This is a genomic window from Planctomycetota bacterium (genome assembly GCA_038746835.1).
Lineage (GTDB): Bacteria > Planctomycetota > Phycisphaerae > Tepidisphaerales > Tepidisphaeraceae > JBCDKH01.
In genome coordinates, this window is sequence record JBCDKH010000009.1 from 13,764 (window position 1) to 40,020 (window position 26,257).

At 65.2% G+C, this 26,257-nt stretch carries 24 protein-coding genes; 10 read left to right on the forward strand and 14 right to left on the reverse strand.

Annotated elements, in window-relative coordinates:
- The first annotated feature begins 51 nt into the window (after positions 1-51).
- Positions 52-1,191 (forward strand): prephenate dehydratase, encoded by a 1,140-nt coding sequence (gene pheA, locus AAGI46_02155; GenBank protein ID MEM1011006.1) that lies wholly within the window; start codon positions 52-54, stop codon positions 1,189-1,191.
- 16 nt (positions 1,192-1,207) lie between these two features.
- Here the strand turns inward: pheA and AAGI46_02160 are convergent, their stop codons facing one another.
- The 8 genes from AAGI46_02160 to sppA form a co-directional block, all read right to left on the reverse strand.
- A complete protein-coding gene (locus tag AAGI46_02160) occupies positions 1,208-1,873 on the reverse strand; it encodes a hypothetical protein (GenBank protein MEM1011007.1) in 666 nt (221 codons plus the stop codon).
- 49 nt (positions 1,874-1,922) lie between these two features.
- The gene (locus AAGI46_02165; GenBank protein MEM1011008.1) at positions 1,923-2,657 is read right to left on the reverse strand and encodes an RNA polymerase sigma factor; all 735 of its coding nucleotides are present in this window, start codon (positions 2,655-2,657) and stop codon (positions 1,923-1,925) included.
- Positions 2,658-2,742: 85 nt separating this feature from the next.
- Positions 2,743-3,552: a tryptophan synthase subunit alpha gene (gene trpA, locus AAGI46_02170; protein ID MEM1011009.1), complete on the reverse strand. Its 810-nt coding sequence runs from the start codon at positions 3,550-3,552 to the stop codon at positions 2,743-2,745.
- 129 nt (positions 3,553-3,681) lie between these two features.
- Positions 3,682-4,893, reverse strand: a complete 1,212-nt coding sequence (locus AAGI46_02175) for an argininosuccinate synthase (protein ID MEM1011010.1) — start codon at positions 4,891-4,893, stop codon at positions 3,682-3,684.
- A 30-nt stretch (positions 4,894-4,923) separates the two neighbouring features.
- Positions 4,924-5,808, reverse strand: a complete 885-nt coding sequence (locus tag AAGI46_02180) for a serine/threonine-protein kinase (GenBank protein MEM1011011.1) — start codon at positions 5,806-5,808, stop codon at positions 4,924-4,926.
- 303 nt (positions 5,809-6,111) lie between these two features.
- Positions 6,112-6,570 (reverse strand): hypothetical protein, encoded by a 459-nt coding sequence (locus AAGI46_02185; GenBank protein ID MEM1011012.1) that lies wholly within the window; start codon positions 6,568-6,570, stop codon positions 6,112-6,114.
- Entirely contained in the window at positions 6,567-7,622 is a 1,056-nt protein-coding gene (locus AAGI46_02190; protein MEM1011013.1) for a hypothetical protein, read from the reverse strand. Before AAGI46_02190 ends, AAGI46_02185 begins: the two co-directional genes overlap by 4 nt.
- 31 nt (positions 7,623-7,653) lie before the next feature.
- Complete coding sequence (gene sppA, locus AAGI46_02195) at positions 7,654-8,643, reverse strand: signal peptide peptidase SppA (GenBank protein ID MEM1011014.1); 990 nt, start codon at positions 8,641-8,643, stop codon at positions 7,654-7,656.
- A 105-nt stretch (positions 8,644-8,748) separates the two neighbouring features.
- Here sppA and AAGI46_02200 point away from each other — a divergent pair, with 105 nt between their 5' ends.
- The 5 genes from AAGI46_02200 (at position 8,749) to AAGI46_02220 (ending at position 16,567) form a co-directional block, all read left to right on the forward strand.
- The gene (locus tag AAGI46_02200) at positions 8,749-9,132 is read left to right on the forward strand and encodes a metallopeptidase family protein (protein MEM1011015.1); all 384 of its coding nucleotides are present in this window, start codon (positions 8,749-8,751) and stop codon (positions 9,130-9,132) included.
- A gap of 113 nt (positions 9,133-9,245) precedes the next feature.
- Positions 9,246-10,109 carry an HlyD family efflux transporter periplasmic adaptor subunit gene (locus AAGI46_02205; GenBank protein ID MEM1011016.1) on the forward strand — a complete coding sequence of 288 codons (864 nt, stop codon included), beginning with the start codon at positions 9,246-9,248 and terminating at the stop codon, positions 10,107-10,109.
- 140 nt (positions 10,110-10,249) lie between these two features.
- A complete protein-coding gene (locus AAGI46_02210; GenBank protein MEM1011017.1) occupies positions 10,250-12,256 on the forward strand; it encodes an HlyD family efflux transporter periplasmic adaptor subunit in 2,007 nt (668 codons plus the stop codon).
- A 112-nt stretch (positions 12,257-12,368) separates the two neighbouring features.
- Positions 12,369-14,600, forward strand: a complete 2,232-nt coding sequence (locus AAGI46_02215; protein ID MEM1011018.1) for a biotin/lipoyl-binding protein — start codon at positions 12,369-12,371, stop codon at positions 14,598-14,600.
- A gap of 11 nt (positions 14,601-14,611) precedes the next feature.
- On the forward strand, positions 14,612-16,567 hold the full coding sequence (locus AAGI46_02220; protein MEM1011019.1) for a hypothetical protein: 1,956 nt from the start codon (positions 14,612-14,614) through the stop codon (positions 16,565-16,567).
- Here AAGI46_02220 and msrB read toward each other — a convergent pair.
- The 4 genes from msrB to rpe form a co-directional block, all read right to left on the reverse strand.
- A complete protein-coding gene (gene msrB / locus AAGI46_02225; GenBank protein ID MEM1011020.1) occupies positions 16,564-17,103 on the reverse strand; it encodes a peptide-methionine (R)-S-oxide reductase MsrB in 540 nt (179 codons plus the stop codon). The two genes, AAGI46_02220 and msrB, sit on opposite strands and share 4 nt — an antisense overlap.
- Positions 17,104-17,239: 136 nt before the next feature.
- A complete protein-coding gene (locus tag AAGI46_02230; GenBank protein MEM1011021.1) occupies positions 17,240-17,422 on the reverse strand; it encodes a CPXCG motif-containing cysteine-rich protein in 183 nt (60 codons plus the stop codon).
- Positions 17,423-17,424: 2 nt separating this feature from the next.
- Positions 17,425-18,258, reverse strand: a complete 834-nt coding sequence (gene accD / locus AAGI46_02235; protein MEM1011022.1) for an acetyl-CoA carboxylase, carboxyltransferase subunit beta — start codon at positions 18,256-18,258, stop codon at positions 17,425-17,427.
- 10 nt (positions 18,259-18,268) lie between these two features.
- Positions 18,269-18,961 carry a ribulose-phosphate 3-epimerase gene (gene rpe, locus AAGI46_02240; protein ID MEM1011023.1) on the reverse strand — a complete coding sequence of 231 codons (693 nt, stop codon included), beginning with the start codon at positions 18,959-18,961 and terminating at the stop codon, positions 18,269-18,271.
- 60 nt (positions 18,962-19,021) lie between these two features.
- On the opposite strand from rpe, the gene AAGI46_02245 reads away from it, so the two are divergent.
- Together AAGI46_02245 and ribF are read left to right on the forward strand one after the other, a co-directional pair.
- Complete coding sequence (locus AAGI46_02245; protein MEM1011024.1) at positions 19,022-19,723, forward strand: hypothetical protein; 702 nt, start codon at positions 19,022-19,024, stop codon at positions 19,721-19,723.
- 10 nt (positions 19,724-19,733) lie between these two features.
- Entirely contained in the window at positions 19,734-20,657 is a 924-nt protein-coding gene (gene ribF / locus AAGI46_02250) for a riboflavin biosynthesis protein RibF (protein ID MEM1011025.1), read from the forward strand.
- A 65-nt stretch (positions 20,658-20,722) separates the two neighbouring features.
- Here ribF and AAGI46_02255 read toward each other — a convergent pair whose 3' ends face one another.
- Positions 20,723-23,113 (reverse strand): peptidylprolyl isomerase, encoded by a 2,391-nt coding sequence (locus AAGI46_02255; protein MEM1011026.1) that lies wholly within the window; start codon positions 23,111-23,113, stop codon positions 20,723-20,725.
- A 60-nt stretch (positions 23,114-23,173) separates the two neighbouring features.
- Complete coding sequence (gene lepB / locus AAGI46_02260) at positions 23,174-24,955, reverse strand: signal peptidase I (GenBank protein MEM1011027.1); 1,782 nt, start codon at positions 24,953-24,955, stop codon at positions 23,174-23,176.
- A gap of 188 nt (positions 24,956-25,143) precedes the next feature.
- On the opposite strand from lepB, the gene AAGI46_02265 reads away from it, so the two are divergent.
- Together AAGI46_02265 and AAGI46_02270 are read left to right on the forward strand one after the other, a co-directional pair.
- Entirely contained in the window at positions 25,144-25,887 is a 744-nt protein-coding gene (locus AAGI46_02265) for a HupE/UreJ family protein (GenBank protein MEM1011028.1), read from the forward strand.
- A gap of 51 nt (positions 25,888-25,938) precedes the next feature.
- Entirely contained in the window at positions 25,939-26,247 is a 309-nt protein-coding gene (locus AAGI46_02270) for a hypothetical protein (protein ID MEM1011029.1), read from the forward strand.
- Positions 26,248-26,257: the final 10 nt, after the last annotated feature.

Below are 26,257 nucleotides of genomic sequence, written 5' to 3' on the forward strand. Positions count from 1 at the left end.
CCACCGAATATCCACTTGCCACAGATCGCCGAACCGGGCACAACATTGGACGTGGCCGACCCGAAACAGAACGAGATGCCGCCAGATGACAACGAGCTTGAGTCCCGGCTTCGGCCGATGCGCGATCGAATCGACCAGCTCGACGATGATCTCGTCAAGCTCCTGAACGAGCGTGCACGCGTCGCCGTCGAGATTGGACGGGCCAAACGCGAGGCCGCCGGCGGAAGCGGTGGAACGGCCAGCTTCTACGTTCCCAGCCGCGAAAGGGCGGTTTTTGACAAAATTCATCGCCTCAACGAAGGACCGCTGGGTGATCGGACGCTCGACGCCGTCTGGCGCGAGATCATGTCCGGCAGCATCGGCCTTCAGAAGCCGCTCCGCGTCGCCTATCTCGGCCCGGCAGGCTCGTTCAGCCACGCGGCGGCCATCGGCAAATTCGGCAACAGCGTCGACTACGTGCCGGCCTCGGACATCGACGCCGTCTTCGGTAGTGTCGCGCGTCGCCACGCCGACTGTGGCCTGGTGCCGGTCGAGAATTCGAGCCACGGCGGCGTGATCGACACGCTCGACGCGTTCCTCGACCACTCGGCCAAGGTCTGTGCCGAGGTGCTCATCACAATCCACCACTGCGTCCTTTGCCGTGGACCATGGGACGAGGTTAAGACCGTGACGACCAAGCCCGAAGTGCTGGCCCAGTGCCGTGGCTGGCTGGGCGACGTCGCGGGACGACGGTCCGTCGAGCCGGCTGCCAGCACGAGTGCTGCCGCCGAGCGTGCCGCGGCCGATCCAACGGTGGCGGCGATCGCGAGCAGGTTGGCGGGCGAGATCTATGACGTTCCGCGTCTATTCGAGAACATCGAGGACGACCCCGACAACGTCACGCGCTTTTGGGTCATCGGCTCCGAAGCAGCCAAGCCGACCGGCGAGGACAAGACCGGGGTGCTCTTCACCACCGCCAACAAGCCGGGTGCCCTCGTTGCCGTCCTCGACAGCTTCCGCGACAACGGCGTGAATCTCACCGACATCGAAAAACGCCCGAGCGGTCGCACGAACTGGGAGTATGTCTTCTTCGTCGACGCCGAAGGCCACGAAGCGGATCCGAAGCTCCAGGCGGCGATCACGGCCGCGCGAGAGCACTGCCTGCAGCTGACCGTTCTGGGAAGCTACCCGCGTGCGAGTGACGTGTTGTGATGCCCGAACGGCCGTGTCAGTTTGCGGGTGACGCGGGCGTCGAAATGTCGACCGACAGGATCTCGCGCGGATCGGTGGCGGCCACAACGTGACGGCGTTGAGCGTCGTCGGTTCGAGTGCGGAGCGTCGAGGCGTAGCTGGCAAAGGGTGAAGCCTCCGACGTCACACCGGCTGCCGCCTTGGCTTCAGTGGCTGGCGTGGTGAACGCCTCGATGCCTGAGAACGCGACAACCTCGGAGCTGATGTCGACTGTCACGTCGCGAACGACGTCGACGGGCAGGCCGACGACGAGAAGGGCATCGGGCTGCGTGGGTTCCTGCTCCAAGATGTCGCCCGGACCCATGACCGCAATCTGCGGCACCGGATCGGCCGGCAGATCGGCGACGAGGTTCGATTTGGCGGTCAGGCCAGCTGACCAGGCGATGAGCAGCGTGACACCCGCCGAAAGACCGGCGGCAATGGCCACAGCGGCCGGTCGAGAGCGGCGGAGCGTGGTCGGATCCTGACCGATTGACATCGATCCGGAATCGGCTGCCTCGGAACGCAGGACGTGCATCACGCGACCGCAGACATCGTCAGCGAGACGATCCACCTCTGCTTCAGGCAGCGAACGGGCCAACAAGTCATCGACGATCGCGTCGACGTCCTGGTCAGCGAGGGATGTGTGTGCGGGAGCACTCATCGGAGCGGGAGGCTTGTAAAACGACAGACCTCAGTCAGCACATCATGCGCTATGCAACGGGTTCGAGCCGATCGCGAAGCTTTTTACGTGCCTGGAAGACGTGCCACTTGACCGCTTCGGTGCTGCAGTCGAGCCGGCGGGCGACCTCGCGTTGGGGCAGTTGCTCGACCGTGAAGAGGAGCAGTGCCTGACGCTGCTTGTCCGGGAGCTGGGCGATCTCCTGCCGAAGTTGCTCGCCCAGTTCCTTGCCGCGTGCTCGGTGTTCGGGGCAGTGCGAGCGTGCGAAGTCTTCGCTGCCTTGGCCTCGGACCGGGGTCTCGGGCTTGGCGTCGCCGCGCTGTTCTCCAAAGGCACCGTCGAGGGGCTGAGCGATTCGCAGCCGTCGGCCGCGGCGAAAGTTCAAGGAGAGATTCGTGACGATCCTCATGAACCAGCCGCCGAAGGCTTCGGGCCGCTCGAGCGTATCGAGCGATCGGAATGCCTTCAGGAAAGCGTCCTGCACGACGTCTCTTGCGTCGTCCTGGTTGCCGAGCAGCCTGTAGCTGACGGCAATCGCCTTCCGGCTGTGGCCCTGGACGAGGCGTTCAAAGGCCTCGCGCTGCCCTTCGAGCACCCGGCGAACACAGTCGCCGTCTTCAGCCGCAAGCGCCTCGCGTTCGAGCTGCGCCTCATCGTGCTCCGCTGTTGGCTCGGCCTCGACGGCCTCGCGCTCCAACGCCGGTGGATCAGCCGACACATTGTCGTCTGCCGGGGCGGCGCTGGTTTGGACACGAAGGAGTGACAAAGGTTGGAGCCTCGTGAAATTTCGTCGGTTGACGGCGTTATGGGCCGCTGGACCCGCGGAGGGTACGGCAAGTGTCGGCATTCGGCTACCCGTCAGCTGCGGCAGCCGGCGCTCCGATCAAAGACCTAGCCAAGCGGCCACACTCGTCAACCACGGCGTCGTCCCCGCGGTCGCGAGCACGCTCCGCTGCTCGGACAAAGGCGCTGCCGACGATTGCGCCATCCGCAACGCCTTCAAGTGCTTGCAGGTGCCGGTGTCGGCTGATGCCGAAGCCGACGCAGATCGGAAGGTCCGTGCGATCGCGCATGTCGCGAACGCCCGTCTCCAGCTCGGCCGGCAGGTCGTCGCGCTCACCGGTGGTACCTGCGATCGAGAGGTAGTAGATGAAGCCGCCAGCGAGCTCTCCGATGCGGTTGCGTCGAGCCGCTGGCGTGTTGGGCGCAACCAGCAGAATCGGATCGATCTGCACCGCTCGCGCCATTGCACAGAACGCTTCCGCCTCACCCACCGGCAGGTCTGGGCACAGAACACCCGCGTAGCCGAGATCGACGAGCTTTTGCAGGAATGCACCAATGTCCTGGCGAGCCGCAAGGCTGTAGCTGACCATGACGAGCCGCGGGCACGACGTGCCGTCCGGTCGGCCAAGTTCCAGTGCGTGGTCGAGCGTGACGCCGCGCGAGAGCGTCTCGTGGTACGCCGCCTGAATCGTCGGCCCGTCTGCTATCGGGTCGCTAAACGGAACTCCCACCTCGATCGCACCCGCCCCGGCATTTGCCAGCTCAGCCATGACCCTCTTCGACGCGTCGTCCGAAATGAACCCGGACGGGAAAAAGGGCACCAAGTGCACCGGACCGATCGAGTCGTTCTTTAGGTGTTCACCAAGCACGCTCTTCATTCGCGGGCACCGTAGGAAGCTGTCGCTTCGCGAACGGAGCGCTGACGTTGGTGCACGCTCACCGCTGTGCGAGAGCACGCACGTCGTGGGTCCACGCTGTGGTCAGGCAACGATCCACCATCGACCAGATCAGCGACGATCGCGGAGATTCGACGCTTTCATCGGGAGCCCGAAGCAATCGATGAAGCCTCGCGCCGCCGTGATGTCGTAGCCCTCCATGCTGAAGCTCGCCATCTCCGGGTCATAGAGCGTTTCCGGCGACTCGACCGCCACCGCGTCGACGGTGCCCTTGTAGAGCGACAGCGTCACGGCACCCGTGACCGGCCGGCTGGCCTCGTCGATGAACGCCTGCATCGCCCGTCGCAGTGGGTGAAACCACTGGCCGTTGTAAACAAGGCGGGCGTAGTCGAGAGCGATCTTCTCCTTGGCGTGGAAGAGGTCGCGTTCGAGCGTCAGCTGTTCGAGGTGGTTGTGGGCGCGGTAGAGCGCCGTGCCGCCAGGGGTTTCGTAGACGCCGCGTGATTTCATGCCGACGAGGCGGTTCTCGACCAGCAGCTTCACGCCGATGCCGTGCTCGCCGGCGACCTCGTTCATGCGGGCGATGAGATCGTCCCCACGCAGCTTCTCACCGTCGACGGCCACGGGGTCGCCGTGCTCGAAGTCGATCCGGACGTGTCGTGCCTCATCGGGTGTCTGTTCGATGGGCCGCGCCATCGTCAGGCACCGCTCCCACTTTGGCTCGCTGGCCGGGTCCTCGATCTCGGCACCCTCGTGGCTGATGTGCCAAAGGTTGCGGTCCTGGCTGTAGATTTTCTCCTTGGTCGACGTCACCGGCACGCCGTGTTCGCGGGCGTATTCGATGGCCGCCTCGCGGTCGCGAAGTTCGAAGGACGGATCCTTCCAGGGCGAGATGATCTGCAGGTCCGGCGCGAGCGCCTGGTACGTCAGCTCGAACCGGACCTGGTCGTTGCCCTTGCCGGTCGCACCGTGCGCCACCGCGTCGGCGCCGACCTTCCGGGCGGCTTCGACCTGCTTGGCGGCGATGAGCGGTCGGGCGATGCTCGTGCCGAGCAGGTAGTCCCTCTCGTAGACCGCGTGGGCCCGCAGCATCGGGTAGCAGAAGTCCTCCGCGAACTCCCGCCGGAGGTCTGCGACGACGACGTCGTCGGCCCCGCTCTCGCGGGCTTTCTTCTCGACGCCTTCGAGCTCGCTGCCCTGGCCGAGTTCGGCCGCGAAGGCGACAACCTCACAGCCGGGATACCGGCCCTTGAGCCACGGCAGAATGACACTCGTATCCAACCCGCCCGAGTAGGCGAGGACGATCTTCCTGGGATTGCTCAAGCTCGAAGCTAGGCGAGCCGCCGAGACGCGTCAGAAGTGCGTGTCGTCAAAGGGCTCAACTTCGTCCGAACCGCTTGAGGACCCACCGTCGCCACGGGACTCAAGGATGTGGTGGCCGACTTCAAGCTTGCGGCTGAGCTCCTCCATCGTCTGTGGCCGCTTCTTCGGATTGGTCAGGACGCACTGCATGACGACGTCGCTGACGATTTGGGGGACGTCCTTGTTGAGTTCGTGCGGGCTCTTGAAGAGCGCGTCGAGGACGAAGCTGTTCTCACCAGCGCGCTTGGCGTGGTAGGTGGTCGGGACGTGCTTGCCGGTCAGTGCCCAGTAGAGCGTCGCGCCGAGATTGAAGACGTCGGTCGCTTCGCTGATCGGCAGCCGCTCGACCTGTTCGGGCGCGATGTAGTCGGGCGTGCCCTGGATGCGCTCCTTGACGGTTCCGATGCGACAGGACTGGCCGAAGTCGATCACCTTCACGGTGCCGTCGGCGGCGCGGAGGATGTTGTTGGGCTTGATGTCGCAGTGGGCCCAGCCCATGCGATGCATCGCCGCCAGTCCGGCAGCGGCGTCGATGAAGGTCTTGATCACGTCCGCCAGGTCTGGCGGCAGGCCCTTCTCAAGGGGCTTGGCGTCAATGTACTCCATCACGAGGATGGCCTCGGTGACCTTCACGAGCATCGTCCGCGTCACCTTGAGGGCAAAGCTGCGACGCAGGTTGGGGTGCGTGAAGTTCCGAGAGACGTCGTGCTCCGTCTCCATCTGCTCGACGAAGCGGAGGTCCTTGGGCTTGACGCGCTGAACGTGCTTGAGCGCGACCATCCGTCCGGTGTTGATGTCTTTGGCACGATAAATCGTGCTTCCCGCACCTTGACCGAGGACGCCTTGGAGATCGTAGTTGAGAAGTCTCTCCGGCATGGCCTGTCGGGACGTTCGCTCCGAGCGAGTGGACGGTTTCCGGCGGGAGCCGGGCAGTGGCTCACGATAGCCGGACGATCCGGAGGAAGCCGAGAGATCGGCTTCTCCCGCCAGGCCAACGCCCGACGCTGTAGCCGGATTCTGGATCGCACGAAGAGACATCGCAACCTGCCAAACCGAAAGCGGCACCGCAGTCGCGACACCAAAGGACGAAACGCGACCCCATCACCCGATGAGAAGTCGTCTGCCGACCGAATCGGCTTACAGGACACAACGCTGAAGTTGTCACAAAGATTCTGCTGCTCACGGAGACACTCGCGGCAGACCCAGCGCGATTGAAAGCGAACGGGCGGCATCGCGTTGAGCCGGTGTCAGGTCCAACGCGTCACCCGCTAACAGCACGCTTGCACTCGAAGTTCCCCCAAAACCCGCGGCAGATGGTCGCTGCTGAAACCAGCGAGCCAACGCGAACACTTGCCCGTCGCGTCCGATAAAAAAGTGCGCCGGCGGATCGCCGTCGTAGACCGCCGACAGGTCGTCGGGCACGAGCACCCGATCGCCGGCCGCGAACGCCTCGAGCCGCTGCCATCCCACGGGCCTTTCCGCGACGTCGCTCCAAACGCCGTCCTCCGTGACCGCGATTGCTGCCAGGCCCGGAGACGCAGTGTCGGTCAGCGGGGCTGGCGAAAGGAGTTGCAGCAAAACCGCAAGAATGATCAACCCGATCGCCGTCCCAACGAGGATCGTGACGCCGCGACTCATGACCCACCGCCTTCGGGTCGGGCGGTGATTTCGCGACGGAGCTGGCGAATGTCGGCCATGCTCAGCGCGATCGCCTGGCCGCCAGTCAGCTCAGCCAACTCCGCCAGCTCGTCGGCTGGTTCCGCCTGGCCGAGCGTGATCGTGTGGACCGGCATCGTCGCGCTGGCGGCGTCTCGCTGGGACACGACCGACTCGGCAAAATCGTCGGGGAGAAACACCGCGTTCCCCGTGACGACGAGTATTGCCCCCGGACTGGCTTCAAGTGCGACGTCCATGGCCGGGGCGATGAGCGTGCTGCCGCCGACATCGAGTTCGTCGAGGCGATCGCGAACCGTGTCGAGACTTGCGGCGGTGGCGGGGCGGAGCGTCCGGGCCGGCAGCGCAGTCGCGGAAAGGTCGGCATCGTCGCGCCCGATCCGGCTCGCGGGCCAGAAGATGAACTGATACTGCCCGCCCGCCGGGAGCGTGCGTGCCGCGTCGATCAGCAGAAGCATCGACGGCCTGAACGTCCGCTCGCTGGCCGTGCCCGTGTCGACGACGAACGACACGGAGTCTGAAAGGTCGATTCCGGACAGGCCTGTCGTTTCGTCGGCGAGACGCTCGTCTTCCCCGCCGAGCAGCGTGATGACGAGAACGACGACGACAATCGCGAGCAACGCGGCCGCGGCGATGGCGATGCGGAGCCGGCTGTCGCTCGATTTGGTCGCCTTGGCGGCCGGCACCTGCACGCTGACGGATGTTCCGCGTCGACTGGGCCGCTTGTTTCGCGAGGCCGCCCGATTCAGGCCGCTGGAGAGTCCGCTGCTGCTGGCGACGACGTCGGCCAGTTCATCAAGGCCGCTGGTGTTGTCGGTTTGCTCCTCGCGGCGGTAGAGCGGCTTGGCCTTGCCGGCCGAGCCCTGGGCGGTCGAGCCCTCGGCCAACTCCAGCTCTGCCGCATTCGTTGGAACCGTTTGGATGGTGCCGCAGAATTTGCACCGACAAACGCCGCCCGCAAAGGCGTCGTCAACCTCCAGAATCTCGCTGCAGTTGCCGCAACGAAGTCGAATCATCGGGCGTCGGGTGGGTCGGTTCGTGCGTGGCTCAAGGCATCCAGAGGTAGTACGCCCCGGGTTCGAGCATCTGAAGATACCGCTCCAGCACCTCGCTGCCCGGCAAGGCCGGTCTCGGCGTCAGGGATGCGACATCGCCCGAGGCGTAGATGCTCCCCCGATAGCCGAACGGACGGGTGTAGCGGATGACGGTGGCTCCCTTGGCATCGGCCAACTCTGCCGCCCGCGATAAGGAGCTGTCGAGGTCGAGTACCTCGTCGATCAGGCCGATCTCCTTTGCCTGCGTCGCACTGAAGACCCGGCCGTCGAACGCGGTCTCGGTGTCGGAAATCTCCCGATGTTCGTTCACGACCGCGACAAAGCTTGCGAAAAAGTCGTCGACGAGCCCTCGGAAGACGGCCTCTTCCTCCTCGCTGAGTCCGTCGAACGGGCTGCCGAGGTCTTTGAGGTCGCCGCTGGTAATCGGCCGTACCTCGACGCCGATTTTGGCCATGAGTTCGCTGGCGTCGAGGGTTTGGAAGATGACGCCGATGCTGCCGACGATGCCACCCGGGACCGCGTGGATTTCGTCGGCCGCACACGAGACGTAGTACCCGCCGCTGGCTGAGACGTCCTGCGACGCGGCGACGACCACCTTGCCGGTCTGCTGCTTGAACCGCAGAACATCGCGGTACATCGCCTCGCTTGCAGCCACAGTGCCGCCCGGACTGTTGATGCGGAGCACGACCGCCTTGACCCGATCATCAGCCGCTGCCCGGGCGAGCTGCTGGCGAAAAAGGCTGACCGGGTTTTCCTCGGTTCCGAGCAGCCCGCCGCCGGTGCGTGCGTTAACGAGAAGGCCTTCGACAGGAATCACCGCGACTTTGGCTCGTTTGGTCTCGCCACGGCGAACAACGACTTCTTCGAGTTCCGGGCTATTCGAGACCGGCTGCACCACGAACGTCGGAATGCTGCATCCGAGCGACGTCAACGCCACGAGTGAGGCGACAAGCAGTGTCACGCCAGAGCGGAGTCGGGGCACGTGAGAGGGTAGGTGCAGATCGAGTGGTCCCGCTTCTGTCTGCTCACCGCTAATTGGAGACCTTCAAGGACGAGGCTCCGACCGCGATAGCGTTCCCGCAAGAGAATGCCCTACGAGACGTCCGAGCTCGAGTTTCAGCAGCTGGTCGCCCAGGCGATACGCCGGCTGCCCGAGCGGTGGCGGCAGACGCTGGAAGAGAACGTCCCGGTTACCGTCGTCGATCGGCCGTCGCCGGAGCTGCTGAGAGACATGGAGATCCCGGAGGAGGAGCTGCTGCTGGGCTTGTTCGAAGGTGTGGCCATGCCCGACATGGCCGCCGAGGGTTTGGTCGACGTGCCGCCGCGAATCTGGATCTTCCGGCACGACGTCGAAGACTTCAGCGAGGATCGCGACGACCTCATCGAGCAGGTTCGAATCACGCTCCTCCACGAGCTCGGGCACTACTTCGGCCTGGACGAAGACGACCTGGCCGATCTCGGCTACGCCTGACCAAGTTGCGGCTCACGTGTCACCCGATAACGCCGCCAAGCCCTGGCCCGTCGCGATTGGCGGGCGGACCATCTACGCTGTTGCCCCGCCAGTTCGACGAACCGCTGCCTTCCATGATCGACAGACCCCTTCGACTCCTCGTCCTGCCGAGCCTCCTCGTTGCCGCCGGTCTGATCGGCTGGTCGACCACCGCGACCGCCCAGGACGTCGGCGGCTTCGACGCGGCCTCGTCCGGCGACCGGACGTTCGTCGGCATCACCCGGCCCAGCAAGTCGTTCGAGCTCGCCTTCAGCAACGTCGGCAAGGTCGCAGAAGTGGCTGTCCGGCCCGGCGATCGCGTTGAGGAAGACCAGCTGCTCATGCGGCAGGACGATCGCCTGGAGCGGGCTCGGCTCGTCGAACTCCGTGCCGAGGCCGATGTCGCCGGTCGGATCGCGACCGCCCGCCAGCGTGCCGACCTCGCCGCTGTGCAGGAGAAGCGGACTGAACTCGCACGCGACCAGGGCTTCGGCAACCAGTTGGAGCTCGAGGAGGCACGAATCAACCGCGTCATCGCCGAATTGCAGACGGACGAAGAAATCCGGCAGGGCACCGCGGCCGACGCCCGGGTCGATCAGCTCGAAATCCAAATCGCCCAGAAGGCCGTCAACGCCCCGTCGGCGGGCATTGTCCGGACGATCGAGGCCCAGGTCGGCGAAATGCACGGCCCGCAGAATCCGACCATCGAACTGGTCGTTCTCGACCCGCTGAAGGTCGAAATCCTCAATCTTCCACCCGATCGCGTCGCCAGCCTTGCCAAGGGCGACGAGGTCATGGTCCGCTACGGTCGCGACGGCTCCTGGCAGCGGGCGACCATCAGCTTCATCGACCCGATCGCCTCGGCGGAGACGAACGAGCAGAAGGTCGAGCTGGAGCTTCCGAATCCCGAGCTTCGTGCCGCCGGTCGCGAGGTCCAGGTGAAGCTGGCCGATGAGTAGACTGAACCCACGGCTGCGTCAGAGCGTCTACCTCTAAAGGAAGCGTTGGACGGAGCCACCTCCCGGACAAAACCCTGCCCGAGTAAGCTTGAAGCCCGGCACGCCACCCAAGCCGCCGGCCGAACCTCCTCCCCCGCGTCATGGCCATCGCCGCCCAGCCCCACGTCCAGCAGTCCGAGCGTGAGCAACGCCAGCAGTCCGAACAGCAGGACCAGGCCAAGCAGGAAAAGCGGCTGGCCCGCGCCCGGCTTGTCCAGCGACTCGTCGAAAACGCCGGCAACCTGCCGGACTTCATGGAGGACTTGATTCACACTCAGGCCTCCGTCGTCGCTGGCACCGAAGGCGCCGCCTTCATGATCGAAGGGCCCGACGCCGACGGCAATCCCGAGCTCCGCACGCTCAAGCACGTCCGCCCCGACAACGTCGAGGACGGCATCAAGCGGCAGGCGATCATGGCCTTCCGCGAGATCGTCACGCAGTGCGTCAAGCAGGACAAAGACGGAGCCCTCCGGGTCTCGGCCGGCAGCGACGAGAGCGAGGCCCAGTTCTGCCTCGTCACGCTGCTTCGCCAGGACGACCGCGCCGTCGCGGCCACCGCCGTCATCACGCGTTGCCGTGACGAGGGTCGAGCGCTTCAGCGGCTTAGCACGATGCAGCTGGTCGCGGGCTACTTCGACATGTTCCTACTGCGTCGGCAGAGCGAGCAGAACAAGCAGGTCGCCAAGACGCACCAGGATGTTTTGCAGTTTGCCAGCGTCGTCGCCACGGCCGAGGACTTCCACGCGAGCGGCGTTGCTCTGTGCAACGAACTTGCTGCCCGTGCTGGTGCCGCGCGTGTCGCGCTCGGCTGGGTCAAGACCTTCGGCGGCGACAAGATTCAGCTCAAGGCGATCAGCCACACCGAAGAGTTTGACAAGAAGCAGGAGCTCTCCGTGCAGCTCGTCGCGGTGATGGAGGAATGCCTCGACCAGGACGAGTTCTGCCAGTTCGACCCGGCCGGCGGATCGACGGACAACGTCACGCGCGAGGCGATGAAGCTCTCGCAGATGGAAGGTGGCAACCGCGTCGTCAGCGTGCCGCTGCGGCGTCGCGAGAAACTGGTTGGCGTGATGACGATGGAGTTCCCGCCGGAGAAGCCGACCAGCCCGGCCGAGTCGACCTCGCTTGCCGTCGCGGCCGAACTGCTGGCCCCGCAGCTGTACGACCGGTTCCAGAACGATCGCTACCTGATTACGAAGGCGGGTCTGAGCGTCCGCGACAACACCAAGAAGATCTTCGGCCTGCGTCAGCACACGCTTGCGAAGGTCATCATCCTGGCCGTCCTCGGCTTGCTGCTGTTTCTGACGCTGTACAAGCCGATGTACCGCGTCGCGGCTCCGTTCGAGTTCGTGCCGGAGGTCCGCCGAGTCGTCGACGCGCCGTTCAACGGGCAGATCGTCGCGATTGCCGAGGTCGACGGCAGACGTCTGACCGAAGGGGACACCGTCACGGCCGGCCAACCCATCGTGATGCTCGACACGCGGGAGTTCGAGGAAGAACTCGTCGTCCAGCAGAAGGCTCATCAGCAGGCGATTCAGGAAGCCCTTGCTCTGCGTGCCCGCATGGAAGAGGGTCCCAGCGTTCGAGCCCAGCAACGGGCCAAGATGGCCGAGGCCGAGGTCGCTCAGGCACGAATCGCCCAGATCGAGTCGAAGATCGAGAAGTCGACGCTCCGCTCGCCCGTCGATGGCGTGATCCTCGAAGTGCCCGGCCAGCAAGACCTTCGCGAGCGGATCGGCGACGTCGTGCAGATCGGCTCGCCCATCGTCGTCGTCGGCGATCCGTCGAAGCTCACGATCGAGGCCCGCGTCGCGGACCGCGACATTGCCGACATCGGCGTGGGCGATCCTGGCACGCTCGCGACCAGCAGCCGCCCGGGACGGAAGATTCCGCTGGAGGTCGTCGACATCATCGACGCTGCAGCCGCCGACCCGCGGGCTCAGACCAACGCCTACACGGTCGTCGCCACCGTCGCCCCGGCCGACATCGACCCGACCTGGCGCTCCGGCGGCACCGGCGAAGTCCGCATCGACGTCGACAATCGCAGCCTCGCCTGGCAATGGACGCACCGCCTCACCGACTGGGTGCGGCTGAAGCTGTGGCTGTGAATGCGTAGCTGTTAGCTGCTAGCGACTAGCTGCTAGGGCAGACACCGATGACCGCGAGGACTCCAACTCTGGCCTAGTCGCTAGGCCCTAACCGCTAGCAACTCGTTCCACGATGACCCTCCAACTCCGCCCAACGTTCAGCGAATCGTGGTACCGGGTCAAAGACCTCAAGCCGCGTCTCCGTGCCGCCGCACAGATCTCGCGGCAGTTCTACCGCGGCGAGCGGTGGTACATCGTCCGTGACCCGGCCGGCAACCAGTATCACCGGCTCAGCGACGTCGCCTACCAGTTCATCGGCCTGCTCGACGGCACGCGGACTGTCGGCGAGGCGTGGGAACTCGTCGGCGGACAGCTGGCGGACGACGCGCCGACGCAGCCGGAAGTCATTCAGATCCTCTCGCAGCTCTACAGCGCGAACCTGATCGAGACGAACATCGCCCCCGACGCCCAGGTGCTGCTGCGTCGGCAGAAGAAGCAGCGCGAACGCAAGTTCCAAGGCAGGCTGATGAACCTGCTCTTCCCACGCATTCCGCTTTGGGACCCGGATAAGTTCCTCAAGATCTGGATGCCGCTCGCCGGCCCGCTGATCAGCCGGGGTGGGATGATCCTGTGGCTGCTCGTGGTCGGGGCGGCACTCTTCCTGGTCTTGCCCGAGAGCGACAAGTTCGCGGCACAGACGCAGGACTTCCTTCGGAGCGGCACCGTCGAGATGTGGCTGCTGCTGGGCGTCACCTTCCTCGGCACGAAGTTTTTGCACGAGATGGGACACGCCTTCGCGGTCAGGCGATTCGGCGGGGAGTGTCACGAGGTCGGCATCATGTTCCTGGTGCTCATGCCGTGTCCGTACGTCGACGCGTCGACAGCATGGGGCTTCCCGAGCAAGTGGAAGCGCATCTTCGTCGGTGCCGGCGGCATGATCGCCGAGGTGTTCATTGCGGCGCTCGCCGCGATCGTTTGGTACATCACGCTGAATAACCCGAATTCGGCCGTCAACCAGATCGCGTACTACACGATGCTGATCGCTTCGATCAGCACGCTGCTCTTCAACGCCAACCCGCTGCTCCGCTACGACGGGTACTACATCCTGTCGGATTGGCTGGAAATCCCGAACCTGCAGCAAAAGTCCCGCGAGTACAGCCTCGGCCTGATTAAGCGGTACATCCTGCGGGTCAAGACGACTCAGCCGCTGCCGCAGACGATTCGCCAGAAACTCTGGCTCGCGTTTTACTGGTCGGCCAGCGGGCTCTACCGCATCTTCATCGGGTTCGCCATCCTCTACATGGTGATCTACTCGCTGCCGGAGCAGGTCCGCATCGTCGGCTACTTCCTGGCGGCGGGGGCGATTGCGACGTTCTTCGTCGTCCCGATCTTTAAGCTCTTCAAGTACCTCACGACGGAACCAGAACTGCACCGCAAGCGGACCCGCGCGTGGCTCTTCACCGGGACGGTCACAGCGGTGCTCGTGTTTTTCGTCGGGATCCTGCCGATCCCCTCGGCCGTGCGGGCGGACGCAATCAGCGAACCGCTGGACCGGGCCGAGGCGACCATCATGTCGGCCGGCACGCTCGTGAAGCTCGAAGTTCGCGACGGCGATCTTGTCGAAGAGGGCCAGCCGCTGGCGACGCTGGAGAACAAGGAGCTCGAGACCGAGCTCCGAGTCGCCGAGCTGGAAGTCGAGCGACTTCGCACGCTTCGCGACGGCGTGCGGTTCAACGACCGGGCCTTCCTCGGCTCGCTGAATGAGCAGATCGCCGGTGCCAAGACCCGTGTCGAAGGGCTCAAGAAGCGGCTCGACGATCTCGTCGTCCGGGCCCCGATCGCCGGCGTCTTCATGGCTCCACGAATCGAAGATCGACTGGACACGTATCTGCAGCAGGGCGATCCGCTGGGTATCGTGCAGGACGCTCAGCAGCTCGAGTTCTTCGTCAGCGTCGATCAGGCGTCGTACCAGCGGGTCTTCGACGCGATGAAGCGCGACGCCGCGACGGTTCAGGTTCGGCTTGCGAGTGATCTTGACAATCCGATCGAGGGTGGCGAGATCGACGCCGACGTTCGCATGCTGCCGTCTGCGAAGAACGAGCTGAGGAGCAATGCCTTGACCTTCGCCGGCGGCGGAACGATCGCGCCGGATCCGTCCGACCCGAACAAGTCGAGCGAGAGCCTCTTCGAGATCCGCCTCGTCCTGCCCAACGCGGGCGAGGGCGATCGGCCTCGGTATCTGCCGGGGCAGCGGGCGTACGTTCGCATCAAGCTCGAAGATGAGCCGATTATGACGCAGGCCCTGCGTGCCGCACGGCAGCTCATCCAGACACAGACCACCGCCACCGCCGCCCAGCAGGGCTAGCCAACGCAACCATGAGTTCCGCAGCCGGCGAGCTGTTCCACATCTTCGACGCACGCCGCGTCAAGGCCCCGGAAATCAAGGGCCTCGACACAGCCGCCAATGCGGCCGTGGGATGGGTGAAGCACAAGCAGCCGGTCTTGCGTGGCTTGCTTTCGTTCTCGCGGCAGGTCGACGCGCTTGAGCCCGAAGTGCAAAAGCTCGGCTCGACGGCGTTCAAGGAGGAAGTCGCTCGACTCCGCGACGTCGCCCGGCGTGGCCGACTCGACAAGCAACCTGACGACCTTGCACGCGCGTTCGCCATTGCCCGCGAGGCGTCTGTCCGCACCGTCCAGAAGCGACCGTTTCCCGTGCAGATCGCCGGTGCCCGGGCGATTCAAATGGGCTACGTCGCGGAGATGGCCACGGGTGAGGGCAAGACGCTGACCGCTGCGATCGGTGCCGCGATCCTCGCGTGGCAGGGTCGGCCGGTACACGTCGTTACCGTCAACGACTACCTCGTTGCCCGCGACGCCGAGTTGAACCGGCCGCTGTTCGAACTGCTCGGCTCGAGCGTCTCGGCGGTCACGCACGAGACGACGCCGCAGGACCGTTATCACGCGTATCGCAAGGGCGTCGTCTACTGCACGAGCAAGGAACTCGTCGCCGACTTCCTGCGCGACCAGATCATGCTCGGCGAGCAGCGATCCAGCTCCAGCACCGCCATCGGCATGATGGCCGGCCGGCAGAACAGGCCGTGCCTCGTACCGGGTCTGTTCCGTTGCGTGGTCGACGAGGCGGACTCGCTGCTGATCGACGAGGCCGTCACGCCGCTCATCATCAGTAATGCGCCCGACGGCAACGCGAACGAGCCGCTCTATCGTGAGGCCCGTGACCTCGCACTCCAGTTAACCGAAAATCGCGACTACAAAGTCGACCGCACCGAACGGAAGGTCGACCTCACCGGCCGGGGCAAAGAGCAACTCCACAGGCTGGCTGAGGCGCTGCCGAAGGAAGAGGACGCCGGGTTCTGGGTCGGTCGGCGTCGCCGCGAGGAGCTCGTCACGCAGGCACTCGTCGGCGAGTACTGCTTCCTCAAGGACGAGCAGTACCTCATCAGCGACGACGGCAAGATCGTCATCATCGACGAATCCACGGGCCGAACCATGGCCGATCGGTCCTGGCGCGGCGGGCTTCACCAGGCGATCGAGATCAAAGAGAGCGTCGAGGTCACCAGCGACAAGGAGAACCTGGCTCGTCTCAGCTTCCAGCGGTTCTTCCGGCAATACCCGCATTTGGCCGGCATGACCGGCACCGCGTGGGAAGCCCGCGGCGAGCTCTGGCAGATCTTCAACAAGGCGGTTGTTCGCGTGCCGACGAACAAGCCGCTGATTCGCCAGCAGCTGCCGCTGCGGTTCTATGGAACCAGCGACGAGAAGTGGGAAGCCGTCGTCGACCGCGTCGCCGAGCTGCACGCCGACGGCAAGCCCGTGCTGATCGGCACGCGGAGCGTCTGGAGCAGCGAAGAGGTCGATCGCCGCCTGGCCGAGCGTGGACTGCCACATCGCGTGCTCAACGCTCGTCAGGACCAGCAAGAGGCCGAGGTTGTCGCACAGGCTGGTCAGCCAGGGGCGATCACGGTCGCGACGAACATGGCCGGTCGTGGTACGGACATTCTGCTGGGCCGCGGCGTCCGCGACAATGGTGGGCTCAATGTCATCGCGACCGAGCCGCACGCCAGCGGTCGCATCGACCGTCAGCTCTTCGGCCGAGCGGGCCGTCAAGGCGACCCTGGGACGGCCCAAATGTTCGCCAGTGCCGAGGACGACCTCATCAAGCGTCATGTCGACCGCCTCCGCAACAAGTGGCGTGCGCTGGGCGGCAGTCGCCTCATCCGGATCGCGCAGAAGCGGGCTGAAAAACTCGCACGTTTCAACCGCAAACAGGTCCTTCGCAGCGACGACTGGATGGATCAGTCGCTGCCGTTCTAGCCGATGTCGCTCGGGACGAAGGTCAATGAGACGCCATTGATGCAGTGCCTCAGTCCGGTCGGTGCCGGACCGTCGGTGAAGACGTGGCCGAGGTGGCTGTTGCACCGGCCGCACTCGACCTCGGTGCGGACCATGCCGTAGCTGAAGTCCGGCTTGGTCACGACGTGATCCTCGTCAATCTCGCGCCAAAAGCTCGGCCAGCCGGTGCCACTGTCGTATTTCGTGTCGCTGCTGTAGAGCGGTAACGCGCACACGATACAGGCGAAGACACCGCTGCGCTTCTCGTTCAGCAGATCGCTGGTGAACGCACGCTCGGTGCCGTCTTCGCGTGTGACCTTGTAGCCGAGCGGCGAAAGCTTCTCTTTCGCAACAGCGTTTGCGCGAGCGGCGTCCCAGCCGGTCAGGTCGTGCCCGCTGGCACTCATCGCCGGCCGCGTCGTGGGCGTGGCGTTGACTTCGGCGGTGGCAGCAGAGTCGCAGCCAGTCGGCAGCAACACGACGGCCACGACAGCTAGAACAGCAGCGATGCGTCTCATGTGGGCAATCATCGCTCGTTTTGCCGATAGTCGCGTCAAATCGCGTGATCCCTTGGACAAGTGATCCCAGCTGTGGGCTTCAAGCCCATGGTTTTCTGATCTTCCGCCGCCGAAGCTCACTTTTATCAAGTACAACTCACTCGGCCTGAGCGTCGACGACCAGGGCGTCGCCCGAGCGGAAGACGCGGATGATCACCGGCCGGCAGCAGACGGGGCAGTCTTCGACATACTCCTGCTCCTCGCCAGCAGATGGATCGACGGGGATGACGATCTCCTCGCCGCAGGAAGGGCAGACGTAGCTCGCGTCGTCTTGGTCCACGCTCAGCCGCAGCAGTAGTCGATCAAGCGGGCGATCTCCTTGCGAAGATCGTGGCGCGGTACGACGAAGTCGACAAAGCCCTTCTGCTCAAGGAACTCGGCACGCTGGAAGCCGGGCGGAAGCTTTTGCTTGGTCGTCGACTCGATCACGCGTGGGCCTGCGAAACCGATCAGCGCACCCGGCTCGGCGAGGATGAAGTCGCCCAGCATGGCAAAGCTCGCTGTGACGCCGCCCGTTGTCGGATCAGAGAGGACGCTGACGAAGAGCCCGCCGGCGTCGTCGTGGCGAGCCAGGGCGGCCGAGGTTTTGGCCATCTGCATGAGTGAGAGCGTCGACTCCTGCATGCGTGCTCCGCCGGAGCAGCTGACGATGATGATGGGCTTCTTCTCGTCGGTCGCGCGTTCGATTGCGCGAGTTAGCTTCTCGCCGACGACGCTGCCCATCGAGCCCATCATGAACGTCGGGTCCATCGCCGCGACGATGACGGGACGGCCCTTGATGAACGCCCGGCCGCTGACGAGTGCGTCGGCCGAGCCGCCTTTGAGCCGCTCGGCGGCGAGCCGGTCGGTGTAGGTTTTGCGGTCGGAAAAGCCGAGCGGGTCCGTGCTGGTAAGGTCGCCGTCGGTCTCCTCGAACGTGTCCGGGTCGGCAAGCTGTCGCACCCGCTCGCGGCCCGAGACGCGGTGGTGATGGCCGCACTCGGGGCAGACGAGCAGGTTGGCTTCGAGCGACTTTCGGAAGAGCGTCGCACCGCAACCCTTGCAGGCGACCCAGAGGCCTTCAGGAATGCGTGTCGATTTCGGCGGCCGGGTCTCGGCTGGAGCAGTCGTCGCCATGGCAGCAAGGTTAGGACAGGCCAGCGCGAAGGGCGGCGATGGCGTCGGCCCGGTTCGACTCGCCGAAGATCGCACTGGCCGCGACGAACCAGTCGACGCCGGCGGATCGTGCCCGGCCGATTGTGTCGACGCTGATTCCGCCGTCGATTTCGAGTCGCTGGTCGGGTCGTAGTCGCCGCTTGATCGCCTCGCACTTGTCCAGCACGCTTGGCATGAACGATTGCCCGCTCGCGCCGGGCACGACGCTCATCACGAGCACAAGGCGAACCTCGTCCAGAATCGGAAAGACGGCTTCGGCGGGCGTCATCGGGTTGATGGCCACGCCGATGTCGACGCCGTCGCTTTCAACGCTGCTATTCAAGTCCGCCAGTGTCCGCCGAACGTTGTCGGCGAGTTCGGCATGAAACGTGATGCCGTCTGCACCGGCGGCGATGAGCTGCGGTGCGACCTCTTCGGGTCGCGTGACCATCAGGTGACAGTCCAGGTATGCCTCCGGGGCGGCTTGCCTTGCGGCCTTGACCACCACCGGTCCGAAGCTGACGGTCCTGACGAAGTGTCCGTCCATGATGTCGATGTGGAGCGCATCACCACCGCTGTCGAGGACGTCGTCGATTTCGCTCCCAAGCTTGGTGAAGTCGGCTGACAGAATCGACGGCAGGATCATCGGCCTGTCATGGGCGTAAGGGTCGAAGACGTCGGGCATGCGAGCATGGTGGCGAGTGCGAAACTTGCCGACAACCCCGCGGCCGGGCACGATGACGCCATGAGAATTGTCCTCGTCGCGGGACTGGCCAGTTTGGTGGGCCTCGCCGGTTGTTCATCTGAGCCAGACGTCGCACCGCCTCCGACGCCGCAGTCGGTCGAAGGAGCGCGGGCTCGGCTGATCACGCAGCTCGAAGACCAAGGCGGCGGGACGCTGTTTCTGCTGCCGCTGGAGGAGACAACGCCGGACGGGGTATTCGAGAACCTCGGCCTGCAGACGTTTCGCGTCAAAGACGAGCCCGGCGAGGTGTTCGCGTACGAGACCTTTGCCGTGACGAGCGACGACGCGATTCAGGTCGGTTCTGGCTCTGGCGGACCCGGGATCACGAGCTTCACGCTCGCCGATGCGGACGGCGATGGCGAGTTGGACCTCGTCTACGTCACCGGTAGCGGTCGCGGCATCAAGAGCTACGACGCGGGTGCGATCGATCGGCCGGGCTTTGTGCCGTACGACCCTGCGAACCCGCCTTTGGCTGATCAGCCGGTCGCGCGCACGCCGCTCCGGAGCCGGCCGGTCGCGCTGGGTTATCGCGATCCGATTGAGCTGCGTCCGGTGGCGTCGGGCAACGGCTTTGACGTCTGGGATCCTGGACGTCGGGTCCGGTTGGGTCGATTGGTGTTTCGCGAAGAAAGCGCCGACTTCGTCGTTGCCGACGGCTTGCCCAGAAACGTGCAGCAGCGGTTCCTGTCGCCAACGCCGTAACGTCGCGGGCATGGAGCTGTTGCACGGCCTGGATGCGATGAATCACCTGCCGCGAGGGGCGGCGTTGTCGGTTGGCAACTTCGACGGCATCCACCTCGGGCACCAGAAGATCATCGATCACCTTGCCGACGCTGGCACGTCAGGCGTGGTGGTCGCGACGTTCGAGCCGCATCCGACGTCGGTCCTTCGGCCCGACCTCGCGCCGCCGAGGCTGACGAGCGTCGAGCGGAAGCGTGCGCTGCTGGCCGAAGCGGGCGTGACGCATCTGGTCGAACTTCCGGCAGACGATTCAGTTCTGAAGCTGGAGGCCAAAGCGTTTTGTGAAGCGGTCCGCGACCGGGCCGAGCCGGCGGTCTGGGCGGAAGGGCACGACTTTCGGTTTGGCAGAGGTGCCATCGGCAACGTGGACCGGCTGACCGAGTGGCTAGCGGAGTCAGGCGTATCGGTCGAGATTGTCGAGCAAGCAACGGTGGTGTTGCCGGGCCTTCAGGTGGTTTCCGCGTCGAGCAGTCTGGTTCGATGGCTCGTCGTGCACGGGCGGGTGTGCGACGCGGCTGCGGTGCTCGGCCGGAAATACAGCGTGAGTGGCGAGGTCGTTCGCGGAGCCCAGCGTGGACGCACGATCGGTTTCCCGACGGCCAACGTGCAAGTAGATGACCACCTCGTCCCTGCAGACGGCGTCTATGCCGGGCGATGCGATGTCGACGGCGCGTCGCACGTCGCGGCGGTCAGCATCGGCACGAACCCGACGTTCGACGGACCAGTGCGGACGGTCGAGGCGTACCTGGTCGGCTTCGAGGGGGACCTGTACGGGCGTCACCTGAGTGTGACACTGGAGCGATGGCTGCGTGGGCAGGAGCGGTATTCCGGGGTCGATCCGCTGGTGCGTCAGCTCAACGTCGATGTTGAGCAAGCGGTTCGGTTGGTGGCTTGATGCTTATAAAAACAAGGCAGGGCGGCTGAAGCCGCCCTGCCTCGCGGTCTCGTCGTCATCCTGGTTCAAACGCCGTCGATGATCTCGATCGAGTCGAACGCGTCGTCGTCATCGTCGTTGAAGACCGTGTCGTCACCGTCGCCGCCGAAGAGGAAGTCGGCACCAGCGCCGCCATCGAGGCTGTCGTCGCCGAAGACGCCCTCGATCAGGTCGACGCCATTGCCACCTTCGAGCGAGTCGGGTCCGCCGTTGGCGACGCCGCCGCGCGGGCCATCGAGGGCGTCGCCGACGAGGGTGTCGTTGCCATCGCCGCCGATGAGCAGGTCGTTGTTGCCGAAGCCTCGGAGCGTGTCGTTGCCGGCTTGGCCACGGAGCGTGTCGCGTGAGCCCGAGCCGTTGAGCAGGTCGTCACCCTCGCCGCCTTCGAGGACGTTGGCGTCGAGGCCGCCGGTCAGCGTGTCGTTGCCGGCACCGCCGATGAGCGTGTCCTGGTCGAAGAAGCCCGCCGCCAGCGTTGCGGCGTCGAAGGTGATGCCGGTGCCGCCGAGCAGGTAGTCGTTGCCCTCGCCGCCGACGATCGAGTCGTTGCCGCCGAAGCCGTCCAGCACGTCGTCGCCGTCACCGCCGAAGATCTCGTCGTTACCGAGTGCGCCCGAGACGGTGTCGTCGCCGGCACCGGCGAAGATGCGTGCGGCCGCGACGTCTTCACCCAGGACGATCAGGTCGTCCCCGTCGCCGCCCTCAATCTCGATGATGCCGACGCTGTCCTGCGGCTGCGACGTATTCAGGCCGTTGATGCTGATGATGACGTTTGAGCCGTCGAGCGAGACGGCGATGTTGTCCGAGCCGGTGGTGCCGTTGACCGTCAGGATGCCAGTGCTGCTGTCCAGCGTCTGGGCCTCGCGAACATCAGCCAGGGCGACAACGCTGAGGTTAGCGCCGAGGTTGCCGGTGACGTTGACGGTGATAGGCAGGTCGTCCGCGACGCCCGCGTACGTGTGGCTGCCGACGACTTCGAACGTGCCGGGCGTCGAGCCTTCGCGGACGACGACCGGGTTGTCACCGGCGAGGCCCTGGTCGACCTGGCCGTCGCCCCAGTCGATGGTGGCGGTCCAATCGGACGGATCGCCGTTGGGGTCGAGGTCGGTGAGCGTCGCAACGACGGCGTCCTGCAGCTCGACGCCACGAATGGCGACGACGTTCTGGCCAATGAGCGTGCCGCCCGAATCGCCGACGCCGACGGTGACCTGCTGGATGTCGTACGGGAAGCTGTTGTTCCCACGAATGGTCCGCGGCGTGCCATCGATGATGTCGCGGGCGTAGACGAACAGATCGACCGCGCCTGTGAAGCCGGCCTCGGGCGTGAACGTGACGTCGCCGGTGTTCTGGTCGACGCTCACGGTTCCCACGCCAGCCTGCGTCGTAAGGAAGGAGCCGCCGTTTTCGACGTCGTTGAACGCGGCGGCGTATTCGATCGGATCGTCTTCCGGATCGACCGCGCCGGTCTGGAAGACGATCGCCTGGCCCTGGTCGGTGACGAGGTTGTCGATCGACTGCAGCAACACGGCCGGGCTGTTGGTCGCGTCCTCGATGACGTCGAACTCGTACGTGTCCGTCGAGGTGCCGCCGTCGGGATCGGTGGCGGTGACGCGGACTTCAAACGACTCGCCGATGAGCGAGCTGTCAGCGCTGACCGCCAGGACGCCGTCGGTGGTGATCTCGACGACATCGACCGAGGTCACGACGACCGGATCGTCGAGAATCTGGCTGCTTGCAGAGCCGCTAATGATGTCGTCGCGGACGTCGAATCCGCGAAGCAGCTGTCCGAAGAGCGTGAAGTTGCCGTCGAGGATGCGCTTGTCCGTGCCGGGCGTGGCCAGTTCCTGCGTGACGAAGAACTGGCTGCCGTTGGTGTCCTTGCCGGCGTTGGCCATGGCGAGCTGGCCGTCGCCGTTGTAGACAAAGTCGGCGTCGAACTCGTCGTCGAACCGGAACTCGACCTCGTCGCGGACCGGGTTCGAGTTGGTGCCGTTTTCGCCCGGGCTGCCGAACTGGAAGATGAAGTCGGGAACGACGCGGAAGATCCGCAGGTCGTCGTAGAAGCCCGACTCGGCCAGACCGCTGATGCGGCGGACGGTCTCCGGCGCGACGTCGTCGAAGAGCTGGTACGTCAGCACGCGCCCATCAGCGAGGTTCATCTGCAGATACGTCGTGTCACGCGGCAGGAACGTGGCCGTGGCGTTGTTCGCGTCGTCGCCGAGCACTTCGGCGGTCAGGTTCAGCGCATCGCCGTCGGTGTCGTCGGCACGAACCGGGACGTACAGCGACTTGCCCGCCTGGACCGGAAGGTCGAACGGCTGGCTCAGCAGCTGCGGTGCGGCCAGGAGGCGGCGGCTCTCGAGCGTTTCGGTGACGGCGCGGGTGACGGGCGACATGGGGCGTTGGCGACGGATCATGACGGTTGGTTTATGGAAGGCCGCGTCGTTGGCGGCGTGGGTTGGACTGTATCGGGGTCGTCAGCGGATGAACCGCATGTCGCCGACATTGGGCACCACCGGCGGCAGGAAGGGCAGCGGCCGGTACCCGCCCGGCCAGTAGACGAAGAACGCCTTGCCGAGCAGAAACCGGCCCGGAACCCGGCCAGCATCTGAGGCGAGTCGCTCACGCGGGAGCAGAACGTCGTCGGTCCACGTCCGCGCGTCGCCCGACAGCATCGGGTTATCACCGATGACGAAGTACTCCTCCTCGCCCAGCCGCATGACGCCGTGCGGGAACAGCTCCGGCGAGGCGTATGGATGCAACCCGCCACCGCCCGAGCCGCCAGCCGTCTGGTCGCGGGCGGTGTAGTGGACGTCGCGGTACAGCTTGACGCGCGTGATGTCGGCCACGTGCCCGACGGCCGAGATCGACGCCGCAGGTTCCGGGCCCTTCAGGCTGTTGCGTTCCTCGAAGATCAGTTCGCCGACGTCGGGCTCGTAGTTCGTCTCGATGACGCGCTTTCCATCGATCTCGACGTGGATCGCATAGTCGAAATGTGCCAGCTGCAGCCGCGACGTCCCGCCGACGGCCGAGACGCCCGCATCGCTGTGCCGGGCGAGTTCGACCGGCGATGACGGATCGGTTTCGTCCAGCAGAACCACTTCGCCCGGCGTGACGCGAGCGACGAACGTCTTGCCATTGCCGGACAGCCGCAGCGCGATCGGGCCGCCGCCGTCGCGCCGGTGGTGGACGAGGCTCAGGCGCAGGTCATCGGCGTAGTGCAGCCAGGCCGTGCCGGGATCACGCGAGTGCGGTCCGCCGGCGAAGTTGAACCCTCGGCCAAAGGTGTCCGCACTGTCCTTCCCCCGAAGGCCATCATCCCATGTCTGGTTGTACGCGATGTAGTCGAGCAAGTAGAAGCAGAGCGGGTTGGCGTCCTTGTCGAACGTGAGCTGGCCGCCCTCACCGGCGAAGGCGAAGCCGTCCGATTCGACACGCCAGCCGCCCGAGGGTTTCCACGGAAGCTCGAAGTCGGCATCCGTCTCCACGCGTCCGCCCGACAACTGAACGTCCCGCTCGGCCCCGCGCGGGCGGAAGTCGTCGTCGTACACGACACGCCAGAGAGCCTCCTGCACGGTGTCCGACTTGCGGGCGATCTTGAAGTCGCTCGCCGTCAGCTCGGCCGTCTCCTTGTGCCGGGCGTCGCCGGCGATGTAGACGTCCCCGTCGAGCAGCAGCACGCTCTCGCCCGGCAGGCCGACGAGCCGCTTGATGTAGTTCTCCTGGTACGACTCCGTGCTCTCGACCGGCAGATTCGCGTAGGCCGCTCCCGACCGACTCGGGTTCTTGAAGACAACCACGTCGTAACGCTGGGGGTCCTGGAAGAGGTAGAGGTACTTCAGCACCAGAATGCGGTCGCCGTAGTAGACGTTCGGCCCTTGTGCGTTCTCGTCGACCGGGTCCAGCCCGGGCATGGGTCTCGGCGGCTGTCGGAAGCCGCAGTTGGGGCATCGGATGTTGAGCGTCCGATCCTCGCCGCTGGAATTCTGGGCCTTCTTCGGGATGAACGTGGTCGAGCCGACGGTGCGGTAGTTGACGTCGTAATCCCACCCGCAGTCCGGGCAATCGAACCGCATGTGCGCCCCCAGCAGCGTCGTGGCCATGGAGCCGGTGGGGATGATGAACGCCTCGACGACGAACGCCCTGAAGACGAACGCGAGCACGAGCGCGATGAGCACTTGCTCGATCGTCGTCCGCACCCCCGCCTGCTCCGCATCGGCCGACGAGGCGATCGTGGTGGTCTCGGACGGCGAACTCATGCCCCAGCACCGTACGTCGCCGATCGCCGGCACGCGAAGTCGGGCGTAACGGGCAGCAGAATCCCGAGCGCAGTGCCCAAAAAGAAAACGCCGCCGGTGCACCCACCACCTTTTGACGGCAGAACTGGGACGATCCTCCCGAGCGCGTTCACCACCGCGGCTGTCCTGAGCGCGCATAGCTTCATGCAATGCGTCGGTGCCTGCTCCTGGCGGTAATCCTCCTGCTCGCACTCATCCCGACGCAGGCGTCTGCCCACGGCATGACCGAGGATGACCAAGCCCGCATGCTGGAGGCCGGCTATCCCGAGTACGCCTGGCTGGGGGGCAAGCACATGCTCACCGGGTACGACCACCTCTTGTTCCTGCTGGGCGTCGTCTTCTTTCTCACCAAGTTCGGCGACGTTCTGAAGTTCATCACCGCCTTCACCCTCGGCCACTGCATCACGCTCATCGGCGCGACGCTGCTGGGCATCCAGGCCAACTACTACCTCATCGACGCCGTCATCGCTCTGACCGTCATCTGCAAGGGTTTCGACAACCTCGGCGGCTTCCAGAAGCAGCTCGGCGTCGATCCGCCAGATCTCCTGGGCATGGTGTTCGCCTTCGGCCTGATCCACGGCTTCGGCCTGTCGACGCGTCTGCAGCAGCTTCCGCTCGGCGAAGACACCGGCGGCCTCGTCCTGCGCATCCTCTCGTTCAACGTCGGGGTCGAGCTTGGGCAGTTGATTGCGCTGGGACTGATGATCCTCCTGCTCGCCGCCTGGCGAAAGACCGCCTCGTTCAAAACGTTCAGCCGTGCTGCCAACGCCGGCCTGATCGCTGTCGGCGCGCTGCTGCTTGTCATGCAACTCCACGGCTACGTTCACTCCGTCAGTCCCGAAGAGTTCCCACTCAACGCCGACGACCACCAGCACCTGCACGAGGCCGACTGAACGACCTCGTCCCACCCCATTCATCAGCAACTCCGCCACAGGAGCCCGACGATGACCACGACCGACAGTCCCGAAGCGCCCACGGCCGGCGGCGGCAAATCCACCCTCCTCGTCGGCGGCATCGCGCTCGCGATCACGGCTCTTCTCTTTGTCGCCTTCGCGATCTTCAACACGTCGTCACCCGACGCAACGGGTCATGACGAGTCGGTCCCACACGATCATGACGACGCCGGCAACGCGATCCCGGTCGTTGACGGCGACGAGCCCCACGACGAATCGGTGCCTCACAGGCACGCACCTGAACCCAACCGCATCCCTCTCGGCCAGCCGCACGACGAGTCCGTTCCGCACACACACTGACGCGCTCACG